Genomic DNA, 18278 nt, shown 5'->3' with positions numbered 1-18278 from the left:
AAGTGTTTGATAAAAAATAGGAAGTTGATTTTATGGAAGAGAGAAAATCTATAGACAGTTTTTTTTCGGATTTATCTATGGGACTGCTTTTTGCAGAGAACACCAATGAAATAGACCAAGTTGTTGATTTATTCTTAGAAAAAACCTGCCGGTATTACAATTTTGATTGCGGAGAAGTGTATTTTCCTAAAGGCGATTATCTTATACTTAGAGGCGTATATGGAATTGACAGATACTATGTATGTAAAGTTGATTTTCCAATATCCGCCAATCATTGTAAAGATGTATTATATGATCAGAAAGTTTTTATAGGTGAAAATATTAATCATACAAATATGGAAGTATTTTCAAATTATTCATCTATGTTTGTACTTCCTATATTTTTCTATGCCAATCCTATAGGAGTTGTAGTTTTTAGAAATAAAGAAAATAAAATAGAATTCTATAACTCTATAGTTAACGAAATAAAAAATGTGATAGGACACTTTGCTGTATATGCTAATAATGTGCTTCAAAGCGTAACATATAAGGAAAGAGATAAACAATTAAAACTGCTTAGGGAATTATACTTAAAATTAAGCGAAGTTGATGATTTTGAAAATAATTTAAATCAATTAGCAAATGATATTGCAAATATTTTTACTGCTAATAAAGCATTTATAAGACTTAGAAACGAAAATAATGAACTATATACGAGATCTAGTTATGGGTTTCCGGATAATTTTGATTATTCAATGTTTGATGATAATATTTATATAGTAGAATTTTGGGATAAAGGCATATTCTATATAAATAATGCAGCAAACAATAAATATTATGAAAGATTTAAAGGTATTATAAACAGGTCCGTACTATTCAATAGAATACCTGTAAAAAATAATTGCATAGGCTATATAGTTGTTATAGATAAAATACCTGATGCTGTTAATCCGCTTGGAGATTTTGATATAAATGACCTTAATTTATTTAATCCGCTTCTAGCTAATATAGCGAGCAGAATTTCTGAACATTATAACATTGTAGAATTAAGCAAAGCAAATGAAAAAAACATGAAACACATGTCTCGTTTGAATACATTATATGATATAAGCAATATTCTATTGGAGCGTTCAAAAACAGAAGACATATTATTTTTACTTCTGACAATAGCAACAATAGGAGATGTATTTGCTTTTAACAGGGCATTTGCTTTTCTTTATGATAAAGAATTTAATGTATTTAGAGGAAGAATGTGCGTTGCTCCTACAAATGCTCAGGAAGCCGGTATGATATGGAGTAATATGCAAAAGCTGGATAAATATGCCCTTAGGGAAAAATTAATGCTTTCTTTTGATAGAAGAAGCATGGAAGATTCTTGGGATTTAAATCAGAAATTCTTAAATACTGTTATACCGAATAATGAAAACTGCAAATTATTCTTTGATGTATTTAATAATAAGAACAGCATCAATATAACAAATACAGATAATCAGGAAGTAGAACAAATAAAAAAATATACAGATATATTCGGATACTGTCCTTTCGCTATAATACCTATAATGAATGCAACAAATTGTATAGGTATGGTTGTAGTTGATAATTCTTATAATGGAAAGCCTATACCGGAAGATGATTTAGACTATTTAAAAATGTTCGGAAGACAGGCAGCGGTAGCTTTAGAGTATTCATATCTTTATAATGAAATAGAAAAAAATAACAATGCCTTAAAAGCGGCAGAAAAAACATTATTAGATTTAAAAAGTTTAGCTATAATAGGTGAGATGAGTTCTTCTATGGCTCATAATCTTAGAAACTTTATAGTACCTATTGCTGGATTTGCTAATAGGCTTGTTAAGGTTAGTAAAGAAGAAAATATTAAAAACTATGCTCAGATAATAGCTAATGAGGTAGAAAATTTAGAAAATTATTTGAGAAGGAATTTATCATTTGCTAAAAGTATTAATCTGGAAGTAGAAAATATAAAAATAGATGATATGATTAAGTACCTCACTATTTTAGCAAAAGAATATATTAAAAAAAGCGGAAAAAATATTAAATTCTATGCTGCTAAAATCACTAAAGAAGATGTTGTAAAATGGGATTATGACAGAATGAATGAAGTTATATCCAATCTGATAATTAATGCTATAGATGCCATAAATAACGGAGATGAAGATTCGATTATCAGTGTTATATTTGATGATAATGCTTACAGGGAATCTATGATAGATATAATAGTGGAAAATACTAATTCATATATAGAACCGGAATTAGCTGAAAAAGTATTTACTCCATTCTTTACAACAAAAAGTCATGGAGTGGGTATAGGACTTGCCATTTCCAAAAGAATAGTAGAAGCTCATGGCGGAAGTATGGTGATAAAAAGTGTTAATGGACAATTTAAGATAACAACTTTTTTTGTTTCTATACCTGTTAGTTTAAATAATTAAAAATCATTTTCCGATAATAATTTGGTGGAGATAAAATATGGCTAAAATAAGCGAAGCTGCAAAAGCTGATTGTTCCAGAATGCAAAATAAATACAAAAATTTACTTGCTGGAATAGAAGCAAAATTAGTAAAAGTAGAAAAAGATTTACTTACTATAGAAGATAATTTTGAAATAGCTTCTAAAAAAATAGAGGCGGCCGTATTATATATTCAAGCATCTTCTTATATTGCAACTACTTGTTATATAGCTATAGAATTTATAGATGTTCGTTCTGATAATCAGCTCAATGATGGAAGAAGATATATAAACAAAGCTATTATGCTTTTAGAGGAAGTATTCGGAAATCATACTGATGATTCGCTCTCTCTAAATGAAGAAATACATGAATATTTTAAAGATAAATTATCTGATGAATGGAGATACAGATTTGTTTGCTCATTCGGATATATCATAGACTATTTCAAATATTGCTACGGAGAAAACTCTAAATGGCTTCAAAATTTTATAGAAATTGAAGCTAGATTCGCTACTATATGCAAAAATATGATAGATTTTAAAAACTATATTAAAGAATTAAGCCCTGAATTAGAAGGCTACAAATTTAGAGTAAAAATGATGGAGCTAGTAAAAAAATTATTGGCTTCCGCTGCTGAACAATACAGAACTAAATATGAACTTCAGGATAAAAGATTAGATGATATGAAAATGGCTTTAAATATCATAGCCTCCCTAAGAAGAATACATGTATATTTAAATGAAAATGAAGAATCCGAAGAGAAAAAGAAAATGTATGATCTTTGGAAAAAGAAAATGGATGCTGATATTAAAAAAATGAAATAATATACATACCTTTACAATTTTTTACTTTTTAGTATAATAATAATACTTATGAGAATAAAAATTACTTTAATGTTATCCCTTATATTCGTTGTTATCATATTAAAAATAGTAACATTTTCTAAAAACTTTGTAGAAAATTATTATTCAAGATTAATATACAAGAAAATAGCCGGATCTTTAAATCGTATATCTTCAAATTTTAATTTTTCATTAGGAGAGCTTCTGCTTTTTTTACTTATAATAGCAGTTATTATTTTTATTATAATAGCTTTTAAAAAATCATTTTTCAATGAGAATATAAAATCATTAGCAGATAAATCAAAAACAGCATTGAATTTTTTATATATACTAGCCTGTTTTATAATTGTTATATATATAGTATTTCTTTTAGTATGGGGATTAAATTATCACAGAGTTCCTTTAATAGATAATTATCCGCCGAAAGAAATCAATAATGATGATATATATTTATTAGCTGATACACTTATAAAAAATATAAATGAGCTGAAAAATGAAATGAAATATAAAGAAATTAATACTAATTATCAGGCTTTAAATAGAATGATAGAATCAGAATATAACAAAGTATTTGAAGAATTTGAGTTTTTAAATATGCATTATTCAAAAACAAAGCCAATAATGATATCAAAGCTATTTCTGCATCTTCAAATAACAGGCATATATTCTCCTTTTACATCTGAAGCAAATGTAAATATACTCATTCCAAGCATATCAATGCCTTTCACAATAGCACATGAAATGGCTCATCAAATAGGTATAGCTTATGAAGATGAGGCTAATTTTATATCATATATAGCCTGTTCAAAACATACAGATCCTTTTGTTAGGTACTCTGGTAATTTTGAGGCACTTCTTTATGTGCTTGGGGAATTAAAAAGAGATGAAAACTATGCACATTTGATGTCAAATTTAAATAGCGACACTAAAGAAGAAATAAAAAAATATTATGAGTTTTGGCAGCAGTATATGGGAAATCTTTCCAAAGTAAGCCAAAAAGTAAATGATACATACCTTAAAGCGAACAGCCAAGATGACGGAATAAAAAGTTATTCAAGGGTTGTAAAGCTTTTAGTGTTATACCATAATATTAAACCTTAATAAAATTTAAAGTTTTACGATAATAAAAATAAATACAATTTATAACTATAATAGGATATATTTATATGCGTTTAGATGAACCGCCTTATTTTTATCAATGCAAAAAATGTAAAAGAAGATTTACTGTAAGAAGAAAAAAATATACCATAAATTTATTGATAATAAAACTTAATAAACAAAAATGTCCTTACTGCAAAAGCTCAAGAACAAGAAATATTGATGAAATTGTAAAAGCAATATAACAGATTATTTTTTATATTTTTACTCTTATTATTCATATTATCTAAATAACTGCCTATTGAATTATTATAATATTTGATATATAAATCAATTATAGGCGGTATTATTTTTATGAATGAAGAATTAAATAATAATGAAATTCAGATTAATGAGTCTTTCCCTAAGATTGAAATATATGTAAATAAAAAAAAATTATCTATACTTATATTTGTATCTTTGATTTTTATTTTAATTGGTATATTTATATTTATAAATAAAAAAGAATTAAAAGAGGAAATTATCAGTATATTTATATTAATACTTTTTTCTATATGTCTTTTAACTTTTATTTTTCAATGCTTAAAATCTAAAAGACCTGTAATTATATTAGATGAAAATGGAATAGAATATTATGTATTATTAAAAAATAAAAATATATTTATAAGATGGAAAGAGATTAAAGAAATAGTTTTCTCAAAAACATTTATATATATTTATTTAAAAGAAGAAAGCAGTTTATTAGATAATAAAAAAAATAATGATGAGCCTATTGTTTTATATATGTCAGAGCTAAAAATGAAAACGAATACTTTAATATATCTCATAACATATTATTTTGAAAATAAAAAATCATAAAGGAGATATTCAACTATGAAAAAAGATACAAAATTTTCTATTAAAATTTATATCAATAATATAAGATTCTTTGCGGTAATGATGATAGGATTAATTATTGCTGTACTTTTAATAGATGTATTATTTACAAAAAAACCTGATGAGGATATGAAAGCTGCTATTATATTTGTAGTATCTTTCTTTATGTTTGGTGTTATTATACTCTCTATTATATTGATAAGAAGCGTTATATTTAAAAAGCCTAGTTTCATATTAGATGATAAAGGGATATATTATAATAACTTACTTGTAAAAAATTATATTTATGTTCTCTGGAAGGAGATAAAAGACTTGGATATAATAGGAAGCTATTTATTTATATATTTAAAAGATCCTCAAACTTATTATTTTAGGAAATTCAAAGGAAGAGTAATATCAGAAGATCCGCTATACATATATTTGGGAGATTTGGATATAAGCAATAAATTTATAAACAGCATGTTTCAATTTTTTGATGATAATTATAGAGATATAGATGATGATGATAATGAAGAAGATGATTATAAAAAATATTACAGAGATTATTATTGATAATATAAAAAAGGTGCATTAATAAAAAAATGCACCTTTATAAAAATAATAATCTAAATCATTTAAAAGTTCTATTAATATCAAGCTCTCTTAAAGTTCTAATCATCTGCATTTCCATTTCTATTCTAAAATTATCATTTACAGCACTATTTACAACATTATTATTAGGATTCCTCTGATGTATTTGAGATTTAATAGTAGAGTTATTTATTCTCATCTGATTTTCAAGCATTCTGTATCTAGGAGAATATCTGCCGTCTATATCTCTTAATTTCTGTCTATCCCAATAACTCATATAGCCGCTTCCAAAGTAATGAAATCTTCCGTTTCTGTAATAACTTTTAGTATATCCCGGATTTGCAAATCTCGGTTTAGAAAGATCATTTTTATACGGATATAACGGTATGGCAGTTTTTGCCGTAGATGGTATAAAAGGTCTGACATTACCTACTCTATTAGCCGGAGAATAATGATATTGTGAAAAGGCTAAACTTGCAATAGTCAAAAATAATAAAAATATTTTCATATATACCCTCCTAATTGTTTTATATTACTATTATATAACCATTGTGCAATAAAGCAATATAAAAAATAGTCCCCGCATAACAATATATTACACGGGGTATAAAGTTGAGCGATTAAAAAAATTATTTATTTTGGTATACTTTGTCTATTTCTAAAAAGCATTGAGTTCTTAATTTTTGTAAATCTGCTGAAGCTTTACTTCTTGCATCTATTGCCGCATTGATAGCATTTTGATCTGGAGTTTCTTTTCTCATTTCAGTATTTATATTTTGAGTCTGAGTATATATTTCCATTCTTAAACTGTCCATTTGAGGAAAATATTTGTCCTGTATGCTTCTTACTTGATCAATTTGCTCTTGAGTAAGTGCAGCACCATAATATCCGTAGCCTCTTCCATATCCTCTTCCGTAACCTGCACCATAACCTCTGCCGTATCCGCATCCGCCTCTTCCATAACCGCCTTGACCATATACACATCCTCTTCCATCACCATAACCTGCACCATAACCTCTGCCATATCCTCTTCCGTAACCTGCACCATAACCTCTGCCGTATTGAGCGAATAATGACATTGAACCTAAAACCATAATTGCTATTGAGATTAATATTACTACTTTTTTACTTATTTTGTTTTTCATAATTGTTTTCTCCTTTTAATTTATATATTTTCTTAAATTATTTTGTTAATTGATTATCATCATCTATGTAATAATAACATCCATTGTAACTGCCTCTGTAATCTTAATAGTCTTCTCTATTTTTCATAAACCTCCTTTCACTTATTATTGACCAAATAAAGATACCAAAGCAAAAATCATTATTAATGCCTAAATAAAATGATAATACCTTTTCTCCTGTTTTTTATTTTTTATTATTTTGTTTTCTTATGCCTTATTAGACGATGATAAAATTAAAAAGTTCCCAAAAAAATATAAATTTACTAAAAAAAACGATTTTTTTTATATACTAATGGCATGTATATATGATTTATTTGATTTTATTATATAATTTCTTTATTAATCCTATTTTTCCAAAACATATATAGTAGAATAATGCTAATATTAATACTATAGGAATAGCGGCAGCTGTAAAACCTACCAAAAAGAACAATATACCTGAGAAAAATGCTTTCAAAAATGATATTAAATTCAAATATTTATTATATATATTTGTGCTGCTTTTTATTGCTTCAGGATTTAAGATATTTAAAGTTACTCTTGAATAATCAACAGATGACTGCAGATTCTTTAAATTTCCTTTCATAGTTTCTATTTCATAAGTTAAAGTATTGATTCTATCTTCTACTTTTAGTATTTCATCAATGTTTCTAGCCTCTCTTAAATAGTTTCTCAATTTTTCTAAAAGCACTTCTCTATTTTTTATCCTATTTTCCGTATCATAATAAGTTTCTGTAACATCCTGAGTATTTATATTTTTATTTTCAACTTTTTCATTTTGTTCTATAAAATCTATAAAAGCATAAAGATTTTCTTTAGGTATTCTTATAGTAAGATGATATCTATTTTTAGAAGATTCAACATTATCAAAATATCCATTATATTCTTTTAATTTTTCTTCTATGGATTTATAGCTTTTTTCTACATCTTTTGAATTTACTCTTATATCAACTGAAACTATTAATTTTCTTTCTGCTGTTTTCTCAGAAGAATCTGATGCATAGTCCGATGATGTACTTTCTTTCATTCTAGCCTGAGGCGCTGATATTGATGATGTTGTTGATAAAAAATTACCATTTTGTTCAGAACCGCCTTTGCTGCTGCATGAAAATAGTGATAATAGTATAATGACTGCAAATATAAATTTTTTCATATAATTACCTCCAAAAAATAATTAATATAATAATGATATTATAACGAATTATTTTTTCAAGCCGTATTTTATACAAAAAGTATTTTTAACAAAACATTATATTATACAAACAATTTATAAAATTATTAAGAAAATTATTTATTATATCTGCCTCATATTTATAAAATAATAAATCATTATGAGATATGAAAGAATTTTATGCTTTCTTCTAAAAACTTAGCTTTATCAAATAATTTCTTAGACAATTCACTTGATTCTTCAGCTAAAGCAGCGTTCTGAGTAGTAGAACTTTCTATACTATTTATAGCAACGCTTATCTGTGAAACTCCTGTCTCTTGTTCTAACGCTGTTGAACTTATATTCTGCATTAAATCAGAAGTTCCTGATACTTTATCCTGCAATTGAACAAATATTTCCTGAGATTCTCTTGCTGTATTTGTGGCAGTATCTATTTTTTCAGCAGTATTGTCCACAAGAGAAGTAATATCTTTAACAGATGACTGAGTAGTTTGTGCTAAATTCCTAACCTCGCTTGCTACAACCGCAAAACCTTTTCCTTGAGTTCCTGCTCTTGCTGCCTCTACAGAAGCATTAAGAGCTAGTATGTTAGTTTGGAATGCTATATCTTCAATAATCTTTGTAATATCTTTAATTTTATCGCTTGCCTGATGCACTTCTTCTATATTAGAAACTGTTTGTGCTATTATACTTGCAGCCCCTTCAATATGCTCCATAGATTCAGACATCATATTTTTACCTGATACAGAATTATCAGCTGATGCTTTTATAGTAGAAACTATTTCCTCCAAACTTGAAGCTGTTTCCTCCAAACTAGATGCCTGAGAATCAGTTCTGCTTGAAAGTTCAACACTGCTTTCCATCATTCTTTGAGAAGCTAATACTATTTCATTTGATGCCTCATTAACATTGCTTACAACCTCTGCCAATTTCTCACTCATAATATTAAATGCTTTCTCTAATTCCCCAAATTCATCTTTTCTATATTTAGAAACAGATTTAATCTCTATATTTCCTTCAGATATTTTGTTTGCCTTTTTCATCAAAACACTTAAAGGACTCATAGTTTTTGTAATATATGAAACAGAAAATAAATTTACAAATATTATAGATAATATACAAACTATAACAGCTATTCTAATCATACTTATATTTTCAGCATATATAATCCTATCATCAGTAGCCATAGATAATATCCAAGGCATAGTATTCATTTTTACATAAACAGCAGTTCTTTTTTCGCCATTTGTATCAGATATATATTTCAATATACCATTAGATTTATTAGCTTTTATTACATCATCATAACTTTGATTTGCTAAAGTATTTATCTGATTTCTAGTATCAAGTGCAATATTTCTTTCATAATCAATTGCAAATAATCTTCCTGTTTCCGGAAGGCTCAATTCTCCTAATTTAGATACCAAAGCATCCCAATTAAGAATCATATACACAGTACCAACTAATACATTATTGGTTTTAACCCCTGCGATAATTGCTAAAGTCATATTATCACTTACAGTAGACTTTAACACCTTTGTATCATAAGCAACATCATAATTGTTTTTTACAAAATTATCCCAAATACCTGGTCTTAACTCCTTTAAATTAATTCCTAAATTTACATTTTTCGTATTTTGCAAAGTTACGCCATTTTCATCAGTTACTCCAATATCCAAAGAATATTTATTAATACCTTCAAACTGCTTTAATGCATCTATCAAGACTGCAGCAGCTTCAGGAGTATTATTGCCGGATAAATAATTAATGATAGAAGGCGTAATAGAATATGTTTTTATTAAAGTATTATTTTCTTCAAACCATGTATCCAACATAGATTTATAGCCTTCTATAGTATTGTTATATCCTGCGTATGTAGATTTTGTTATGCCTGCATGAGATTTATATGATAATATGACTATTGTTATTACTAAAAGTATTGTTGTTATAATGCTTATAGTTAATGGCATCTTAAATCTTATAGAACTAGTCTTTTTCATAACTTTAGCCCCTCTAAAATTTAATATTTATAAAAATAATTTAACACTTATTATTAATTACATTTATCGTTTTTTTATACAAAAAATTCAATTAATATAAAAATTTATTTGTTTTTTTATTAGTATTTGTACTTTTTATTTTGATGATTTATTAACAAATAATAAATTTATTAATAAATCATTTGCAATTAATAAATTGTATATTATGATATTAATATGAAAAAGAAATTAAAAAAATTATTGAGTTTCATTCCCATATTTGTAATTGTAATTGTCGTATTATGGTATAAATCTCCTATTGACGGAATAAAATGCTATCCTGAAAGCGTATCAAAAATAGATATAAATTATAATGGAAAAGCTATGATTATAACAAATACTAATGATATAAATTTTATCATAAAAAGTTTAAATAGTATATCCTTAAACAAATCAATATTAAAAATGAATAAATCAAAAATAGGATATATAATAAATATAGATTCAACTAATAAAAACATAATTAATAATCTAATTATATATTCACCAGAAAATGCTTCTATAGGAAATTTTTATTATACCGATAAAAATATAATGCTGCCTTATAAATATATAAAAAATTTATACACTAATGTAAACTAAATTTAAAATATATGTAAAAAAAATATAACACTTTTTTTTAAAATTAGGTATAATTAATAAGTATAGTTAAAAAATATTTTGAATCCGGAGAACATAAGTTATGAAAAAACTTCAAAGCCTAAGAGTGAAAATGCCTCTTATTATCATATCGATGGTAATTGTATTTATAATTGCATTAATCACGATAATAGAAATAAAAGTATCTAACAGTATAAAAAATGCTACATACGAAGGATATAACAATACAGTTATGGGATATGCTTCATTAATTGACACTTGGTTTGATGATCAATTAGCAATAGCAAGTATATACGGTACATCTGAAGAATTAATAAGATATTTAGAATTAAGAACTGAAGATCTTAGAAACATCGCATTGAATAATCTTAAAAAATTTAAATCTCTAAATGTATATGCTATTAATATAGGTATATCAGATTTAAACGGTAATATTCTGTTAGATTCAGACAATCCTGATTTAATAAACCAAAATGTATTTAACATACACCCCGACTTAAAAACTAAAATAAATGGAAGTGCCAGAGGAATATTTGGAGAAAACATCACTCATTCTTTGACAACAGGAGGCTGGTCTCTAATTCTATTAGAAAAAATTTTTAACGGCAATAATCAAAATATAGGATATCTATATGTAATGCTTGATTGGTCTACTCTCAATAAAAATCATATAGAACCTCTTGTTATAGGCAAAACAGGAAATATGTATGCTGTTGATAAAAATTTAATAATAAAAATACATAGTAAAACAGAAAATATCAATCAAACAGCTCCGGAACAATTTAGAGATGCCTTTAATTTAGGAAAAGGTGTATTAAACTATGTATTTAATAATGAAAAAAGAGTATCATCTGTAATAACATTAGAATCTCAGCCTTGGGTATTGGGAGTATCCGTAACAGAATCGGAAATATATCAGGCTAATAGAGAACTTATGATTACTATGATAATTATATCTGTTATTGCTATAGCGATTATATCAGTACTTATATCAATGTTCATAATGTCTATAACTAAACCGCTTCACTTATTAGTAGGGGTTGCTAAAGAGATAGCAGACGGAGATTTAAGAACTACAAAACAAAAAATTAAAAGGAAAGATGAGCTTGGAGAATTATCCGATGCATTTGTAGCTATGAGGAAAAAACTTGTAGATGCTTTAAGAGTTGTAGAAGATACAGCAAACAATATCACTATGGCAGCAAAAGAATTGTCCGAGCAAAATACAGATTTGGCACATAGAACAGAAAGTCAGGCTGCAAGCATAGAAGAAACTTCAGCTTCTATGACAGAAATTTCTTCTACAATAAAAGACTCAGCAGATAATTCTGTTAGCGGAAGCAAAATGATATTAGATTCCAAAACTTCTGTTGAAAATGCCGGAAATATAATAGCTGAAACTACTTCTAACATAGAAGAAGTACATGATGCAAGCAGTAAAATTAAAGATATTACTAAAATCATTGAAGATATAGCATTCCAAACTAATATTTTGGCACTTAATGCTTCAGTAGAGGCAGCAAGAGCAGGAGAACAAGGAAAAGGTTTTGCCGTTGTTGCTTCTGAAGTAAGAAACTTAGCACAGACTACTCAAACTTCAGTAAAAAGCATTACAGACTTGATTGAAAATGTTTATGAAAAAATAGACAAAGCTACAGGAACAGCAAGAGAATCTCAGGAAATATTTGTAGAAATACAAAATAAAATAGAAGAAGCCTCAAAAATTATGGAAGGCATAAGCAACAGTGCCGTTGAGCAGCAAAATGGAATAGATCAGGTAAAAATAGCCATTGCCGATATGGATTCTACAACTCAGAAAAATGCTGCTTTAGTAGAGGAAGCTACAGCATCTGCTGAATTATTATTCGCCCAATCTAAAGAATTAATGGATGCTATACACTTATTTAAACTTCCTGATGGTACTAGATAAATAAATGTATAATATAAAAATACCCTATGCTATTTATTTATAGTATAGGGTATTTTATTTATATATTATCAATAAAACTTACAAAAACTATGAATTTATTAAAAATTCCTGTAATTAATGAATAATAACTATATATTTATATGATTTTATATATTATTTTTTACATATAGAATTTGATATTTATTTATTTTCGTATAAAATAGCACTAAATATTTTTAATATAAGGTATAACATGTCATTTACATTTAATGTATTAAAAAACAGCAGTCAAACCGCAGCCAGACTTGGAAAAATAAATATTAATGGAATAGAAATAGATACTCCTGTCTTTATGCCTGTAGGTACAAAAGCAACTGTAAAAGCATTAACTCCCATTATGATAGAGGAAACAGAAAGTAAAATAATATTATCCAACACATACCATTTAGTATTAAAACCCGGACTTGAAGTATTAAAAAAGTTCGGCGGAGTCAAAAAGTTTATGGGCTGGAAAGGAGCTATGCTTACAGATTCAGGCGGATTTCAGGTATTCTCTTTGGCAAAATTAAGAAAGATAAATGATAACGGAGTGGAATTCAGCTCTCATATAGACGGCTCTAAATACCTATTTACGCCTAAAAGTGTAATGGAGGCAGAACATATTATAGGGGCTGACTTTATAATGTGTCTTGATGAATGTTCTAAATATGATGCTTCTTACGAATATGCAAAAGAGGCAATGCTTAGAACTCATAAATGGGCTAAAGAATGCAAAGAATATCATGACAGTACACCAAATAAAGAATATCAGTATCTCGGCGGAATTATACAAGGTGGAATGTTTGATGATTTGAGAAAAGAAAGTGCTGAAACCTTAGTAAATATGGATTTTCCTTTCTATTCTATAGGAGGACTTTCTGTCGGTGAAACACCTGAAAAAATGCATGATGTGCTTTCAAAAGTAATGCTTTATACAGATAAAAGTAAGCCTCGTTATTTAATGGGGGTAAGCGAGCCGAGAGATATACTTAATGCTGTTATGGAAGGTATAGACATGTTTGACTGTGTTATGCCTACTAGAAATGCCAGAAATGGGGAAGCATTTACTATGAATGGTGTTGTCAGAATAAGAAATTCTAAATACAGAATGGACGATACTGTGCTTGAAGATGAATGCGATTGTTATACTTGTAAGAATTTCTCTAAAGCATATCTTAATCATTTGGATAAAACACATGAAATATTATTTTCTATACTTATGACTATACATAATGTGAGATTTATGCAAAGATTTATGAAAGATTTAAGAAATTCTATTGAAAATGATGTATTTTCCGATTATAGAAAAGATATGATGAATAAAATTTATTAATTTACATATTTTTTAAAAAATTGTATTATATACAAACAAATAATTAAGTGAGTTTATTTATGGCAGGTAAATATGATAAGCAATTAGATAAATATAATAGTCTCTTATCAAAAAAACCAAATGATCCTTATGCTATGGCTATGTTGGCTAGAATAGCTATTAAGGAGAATAGAATCGAAGATGCAGAAAACTATTATACTACTATCTTACTTAAAACACCTAACTATGCAGAAGCACTATATATGATGGGATTCATAAATATGAAAAAAAATAAATATAATACTTCTGTAAATTATTTTAATCAGCTATTGAAAACCGGTAAAAAAAATGCTTTTGTATATGAATACTTATCTATAATGGATAAAAAAAATAGAAAGGAATATTTAGAAAAAGCATTAGAATTATCAAAGAATACTAAAATAAAGTCTAAAGACTATAAAAGATGTTCATATATAGCTTTTCAATCTTATGCTTGGAAAGAATATGATATATCTTTAGAATATGCCTCTTTAGCTTATGATGCCAAGCCTACAAATGATATAATTAATCTATTAGGCTGCATATATCATCATAATGGAGATTATGATAAAGCTCTTTCTCTTTTTCATGAAGTTAATGCTAATTATGAAAGTAAAAATCCTTATGTATTATGCAATATATCTTCATGTTATAACAAAAAAAATAGTAATAAGATGGCTATAAGATATTTAGAAAAAGCATTAGAAGTAAATAATAATGATAAAGTAATATACTATACTATAGGTTCTATATATGCTTCAAGCGGAAATAAAAAATTAGCTATTAAAAATTTTGAACAGGCTTTAAAAATTAATGAAAATTATGAGGAAGCAAAAAAGGCTTTAGAGGCTATTAAAGAATAATATTTTATAATAAAAAATATATAAAAAAACTTTCAATATTAGTCAATTTAGTATATTATAAATAACTAAAGTATAGTAAATTAATGGGGTATTCAACTGTGAATTTTTTTGATTATATAAGATACAATTTATTCAATATAAGAACTCCTGAATTAGTGGAAAAAATGCGTATGGAGGAGTATTCTGAAAGGATATCAAAACAAAAATATAATTTTGTGGATTTAAAAACTAAATCATTAACAGTTACTTGTGCAAAATTTATGTTTGAAATGTATAAAGTAGTGGGGCCTTTACTTAGTCCGTTGAAAGAGGAATTTATAGTAAAAGATGGGAAACAATTCTCATATTATTTAATAGAAGTGTCTTTTAATGATGAGATCAAAGAATTATATTCTACATTAAATAGAGATTATATGATGTCCAAAATAGGAGAAGGTCAAAATCCTAATGCTGTATTTAATGAAGTAAAGAACAATTTTGTAAAATTTAAAAAGTTTATAAGCGGAGAAGGCGGAAAGGAAATGAATTTAACTTTCAACTTGCTTAAAGATTTTGCACAATTATCAAATTTTGATTTCTTTCTTTTTTTGAGAGCTTTTTGTCCTTCTTTTGTAGACGGTGCTTACAATTCTAATCCTCAATTCAAACCTAGTTCAAATATGCAGGTCGTTGATGATTTAGTAAAATTGGATTATGCTGTAAACTCAATAGTAATAAGAAAAGAATTATTATCTGCTTTAAATATTTTTCAGCAATATTTAGGAATGCCTCCTATACCTGAAAAAAATATTAAATCATTTTTAGCGAGAGTTAAATATCTTCAAACTCCGGATATAATGCATGATATTATAGTTTATTTGCTTAAAGATTTTACTTATAAATGCAGTATTAACCCATCTAATGTTAATATATTTGTAAATTATATAACAGATTTGACAAATAATTTAAAGAAAGATATGGATAGTATAGTTGCTGAAATTAAGAGCAGTAAGATTGCCGGAATGAGGAATAAGCTATTTAATGGTATAGAAATATTAAAAATGTCGAATGTAAATGAGGAAAAAAATGAGCAGCTTGAAAAATTTGACTGTCCTATATTTACTTGTGTAGAGCCGCTTCAGTATATAAAAACATTTATTATAGAAATATTTGACATAAATTATAAAGATCCGCTTAATGATATGTTTTTAGGTGCTGAATTTGTAAGTAAAGATAGAAACTCTCAAGGGCTCGATGCTTTCTATATATTAAATGATGTTAGAGAATCTATACAAAAATTTGATGCTATGCTAAGTCCTGAGTCTGAAAACTTCAAGCGTTTAAAAACTTGGATAATATCGAAAAACAAAGCAAATGCTAATAAAGATTTAATAGAAACTATGGTAAATAAAATTGATACAGAAGGAAATAAAATAATCTTAAGCGTTTATAACTCTGTAATAGATTTAACTACTATAGTTAAAAATATTTTTGATGACTGCAAAAATAATACTAAACAAGAAATTAGTAATGCCAATAAGGTTCAATATTTACCTAAATTTAATCTTGATATAGCTCAAAACATGCTTGATGATTTTGATAATTTTATAACACTTATGAAAAACTTTGTAAGATAATATTATAACAAAATGGAAAATTGCTGATGAATAAGAATCATAAAACCATCATACAGGTAGTAATAGGAATTGCTGTAAGTATAATTTGTTTATATTTTGCTTTTAGAGGAATTAATATAAAAGAATCTATAGAAATAGTAAAAAATATTAATGTAGTGTATTTTCTTATTTCTTTAATATTAAGTATAGTTATTATAGTATTAAGGGGGTTAAGATGGGAATGTTTTATCCCTTTAAAAAAGCCTATTAAAAAAAGAACTATAGTTATGGCAACTTATATTGGTTATATGGGAAATAATATACTTCCTGCCAAACTTGGAGAGGTGGCTCGTGCTTATATTTTGGGTGTTAAAGAAAATGTAAGTAAATCGGCATTAATTGCTTCAGTAGTTACTGAAAGACTTTTTGATGTTATAACAGGCGGAATTATATTAACTGTATCTGTAATATTTATTCCTAATTTACCTAAGACAGTTACTTATGCCGCCATAGCTTTATTTGTTTTATCAATAATTGGCTTTTTGGTATTAATGTTTCTAGTATGGCAGAGAGAATTTGCTCATAAGGTTTTTCATAAAATTTTTGGCATACTTCCGAAGAATATAGGAGATAAATTAATTGAGTTTTCATGCAATTTTATAGACGGAATAGGATTTAAAAATGATGCTAAACATATATTTTTAATATTTTTCTATACTTTTCTTTACCTTATAGGTCAAATGCTTACTATAGGATTTCTGATGATGGCTTTTAATATAAAAACTAGTCCTATAATATCATTATTTACTTTTGCTATAGGCGGATTCGGTTTTGCAGTACCTTCTGCACCATCAGGAATAGGACCTTTTGAATGGGCTGTAATATTCGGACTTTCTCTTATAGGCGTAGAAAAAAATATAGCAGCTCCTTATGCTCTTGTATATCATATAATGGGAATTGTACCTATAGTGATAATAGGATTTATATTCTTATTTATTATGGGAGTAGATTTAAAAACTGCTACTAAAGCCGGTAATGAAGAAGAGAACAAAGAGAATAAGGCATAATATTATATATTAGATATTATAACTATATGCCTCTCTTTATCTTTATTTTCTAACCTTTTTATTTCTACAGTATATTTACTTTTTGAAATATTTGCTTTTTTTAATTCTTCTTCTATTTTTTCTTTCTTGCCTTTATATAAAATTAATTTTGAATTTTTAGTTTTTAATTTATTGAATATTTTTAAAAGTGTATCTATATCAGAAAAAGCTCTTGAAGTGATAGTATCATATTTTTCTTTTATCTCATAAGCATTTATGCATTTCACTTCTATATTGTTTAATTCCAATTTATCCTTTACCAATCTTAAAAATTCAGCCTTTTTATTTTTAGACTCGCATAATGTAAATTTTTTATCATCAAAGACAATGGCAAGCGGTATAGAAGGAAGTCCTGCCCCTGAGCCTATATCTATTATATTATTATAATCAGAAAATATATCTAAAGCAAGAAGACTATCAGCAATATGATCATTAAAAAAATCTTCTTTAGTTTTTGCCCCTGTGATATTAACATTTCTATTATAATCTATAACCAAAGAAGCATACTCTATAAGTTTTGCTTTTTTATATCCATCAATTTTTATATTATTGCTGATATTGTCTAATACAAAATCATAATGCATAAATT

The 18278-nt window shown here is 26.6% G+C and carries 17 protein-coding genes; 12 read left to right on the top strand and 5 right to left on the bottom strand.

Annotation, left to right across the window (positions count from 1 at the left end; all coding sequences use genetic code 11):
• The first annotated feature begins 32 nt into the window (after positions 1-32).
• From BHAMNSH16_RS10100 to BHAMNSH16_RS10080, 6 genes are all read left to right on the top strand, one after another.
• Positions 33-2429: a sensor histidine kinase gene (locus BHAMNSH16_RS10100; RefSeq protein ID WP_069731448.1), complete on the top strand. Its 2397-nt coding sequence runs from the start codon at positions 33-35 to the stop codon at positions 2427-2429.
• A 37-nt stretch (positions 2430-2466) separates the two neighbouring features.
• Positions 2467-3270: a hypothetical protein gene (locus BHAMNSH16_RS10095; RefSeq protein WP_008729381.1), complete on the top strand. Its 804-nt coding sequence runs from the start codon at positions 2467-2469 to the stop codon at positions 3268-3270.
• Positions 3271-3318: 48 nt separating this feature from the next.
• On the top strand, positions 3319-4389 hold the full coding sequence (locus BHAMNSH16_RS10090) for a DUF3810 domain-containing protein (protein ID WP_069731447.1): 1071 nt from the start codon (positions 3319-3321) through the stop codon (positions 4387-4389).
• Between the two features lie 65 nt (positions 4390-4454).
• Positions 4455-4631 carry an FmdB family zinc ribbon protein gene (locus BHAMNSH16_RS14325; protein WP_008727003.1) on the top strand — a complete coding sequence of 59 codons (177 nt, stop codon included), beginning with the start codon at positions 4455-4457 and terminating at the stop codon, positions 4629-4631.
• Positions 4632-4740: 109 nt separating this feature from the next.
• The gene (locus BHAMNSH16_RS10085) at positions 4741-5244 is read left to right on the top strand and encodes an STM3941 family protein (protein ID WP_069731446.1); all 504 of its coding nucleotides are present in this window, start codon (positions 4741-4743) and stop codon (positions 5242-5244) included.
• A 15-nt stretch (positions 5245-5259) separates the two neighbouring features.
• A complete protein-coding gene (locus BHAMNSH16_RS10080) occupies positions 5260-5814 on the top strand; it encodes a hypothetical protein (RefSeq protein ID WP_069731445.1) in 555 nt (184 codons plus the stop codon).
• Between the two features lie 58 nt (positions 5815-5872).
• Here the strand turns inward: BHAMNSH16_RS10080 and BHAMNSH16_RS10075 are convergent, their stop codons facing one another.
• The 4 genes from BHAMNSH16_RS10075 to BHAMNSH16_RS10060 form a co-directional block, all read right to left on the bottom strand.
• Complete coding sequence (locus BHAMNSH16_RS10075; RefSeq protein WP_069731444.1) at positions 5873-6340, bottom strand: hypothetical protein; 468 nt, start codon at positions 6338-6340, stop codon at positions 5873-5875.
• 121 nt (positions 6341-6461) lie between these two features.
• Positions 6462-6977 (bottom strand): Spy/CpxP family protein refolding chaperone, encoded by a 516-nt coding sequence (locus tag BHAMNSH16_RS10070; protein ID WP_008732035.1) that lies wholly within the window; start codon positions 6975-6977, stop codon positions 6462-6464.
• A gap of 349 nt (positions 6978-7326) precedes the next feature.
• Positions 7327-8169 (bottom strand): DUF4349 domain-containing protein, encoded by an 843-nt coding sequence (locus BHAMNSH16_RS10065; RefSeq protein WP_008732037.1) that lies wholly within the window; start codon positions 8167-8169, stop codon positions 7327-7329.
• Between the two features lie 176 nt (positions 8170-8345).
• On the bottom strand, positions 8346-10187 hold the full coding sequence (locus tag BHAMNSH16_RS10060) for a methyl-accepting chemotaxis protein (RefSeq protein ID WP_069731443.1): 1842 nt from the start codon (positions 10185-10187) through the stop codon (positions 8346-8348).
• A gap of 216 nt (positions 10188-10403) precedes the next feature.
• Here BHAMNSH16_RS10060 and BHAMNSH16_RS10055 point away from each other — a divergent pair, with 216 nt between their 5' ends.
• The 6 genes from BHAMNSH16_RS10055 (at position 10404) to BHAMNSH16_RS10030 (ending at position 17650) form a co-directional block, all read left to right on the top strand.
• Positions 10404-10808 (top strand): hypothetical protein, encoded by a 405-nt coding sequence (locus BHAMNSH16_RS10055; protein WP_069731442.1) that lies wholly within the window; start codon positions 10404-10406, stop codon positions 10806-10808.
• Positions 10809-10908: 100 nt separating this feature from the next.
• Entirely contained in the window at positions 10909-12756 is a 1848-nt protein-coding gene (locus BHAMNSH16_RS10050) for a methyl-accepting chemotaxis protein (protein ID WP_069731441.1), read from the top strand.
• A gap of 232 nt (positions 12757-12988) precedes the next feature.
• Positions 12989-14107 carry a tRNA guanosine(34) transglycosylase Tgt gene (tgt, locus tag BHAMNSH16_RS10045; protein ID WP_069731440.1) on the top strand — a complete coding sequence of 373 codons (1119 nt, stop codon included), beginning with the start codon at positions 12989-12991 and terminating at the stop codon, positions 14105-14107.
• A gap of 59 nt (positions 14108-14166) precedes the next feature.
• Positions 14167-14988 carry a tetratricopeptide repeat protein gene (locus tag BHAMNSH16_RS10040; RefSeq protein ID WP_008728743.1) on the top strand — a complete coding sequence of 274 codons (822 nt, stop codon included), beginning with the start codon at positions 14167-14169 and terminating at the stop codon, positions 14986-14988.
• Positions 14989-15086: 98 nt separating this feature from the next.
• Positions 15087-16604: a DUF5312 family protein gene (locus tag BHAMNSH16_RS10035; protein WP_008728742.1), complete on the top strand. Its 1518-nt coding sequence runs from the start codon at positions 15087-15089 to the stop codon at positions 16602-16604.
• Between the two features lie 26 nt (positions 16605-16630).
• The gene (locus tag BHAMNSH16_RS10030) at positions 16631-17650 is read left to right on the top strand and encodes a lysylphosphatidylglycerol synthase transmembrane domain-containing protein (protein ID WP_008728741.1); all 1020 of its coding nucleotides are present in this window, start codon (positions 16631-16633) and stop codon (positions 17648-17650) included.
• 2 nt (positions 17651-17652) lie between these two features.
• Here BHAMNSH16_RS10030 and rsmG read toward each other — a convergent pair whose 3' ends face one another.
• On the bottom strand, positions 17653-18273 hold the full coding sequence (gene rsmG, locus BHAMNSH16_RS10025) for a 16S rRNA (guanine(527)-N(7))-methyltransferase RsmG (protein ID WP_008728740.1): 621 nt from the start codon (positions 18271-18273) through the stop codon (positions 17653-17655).
• Between the last annotated feature and the right edge of the window lie 5 nt (positions 18274-18278).

This window comes from Brachyspira hampsonii (assembly GCF_002214805.1).
GTDB classification, from domain to species: domain Bacteria; phylum Spirochaetota; class Brachyspiria; order Brachyspirales; family Brachyspiraceae; genus Brachyspira; species Brachyspira hampsonii.
Note: the sequence above shows the minus strand (reverse complement) of the source record. Positions and strands in the feature narration are given on the sequence as shown.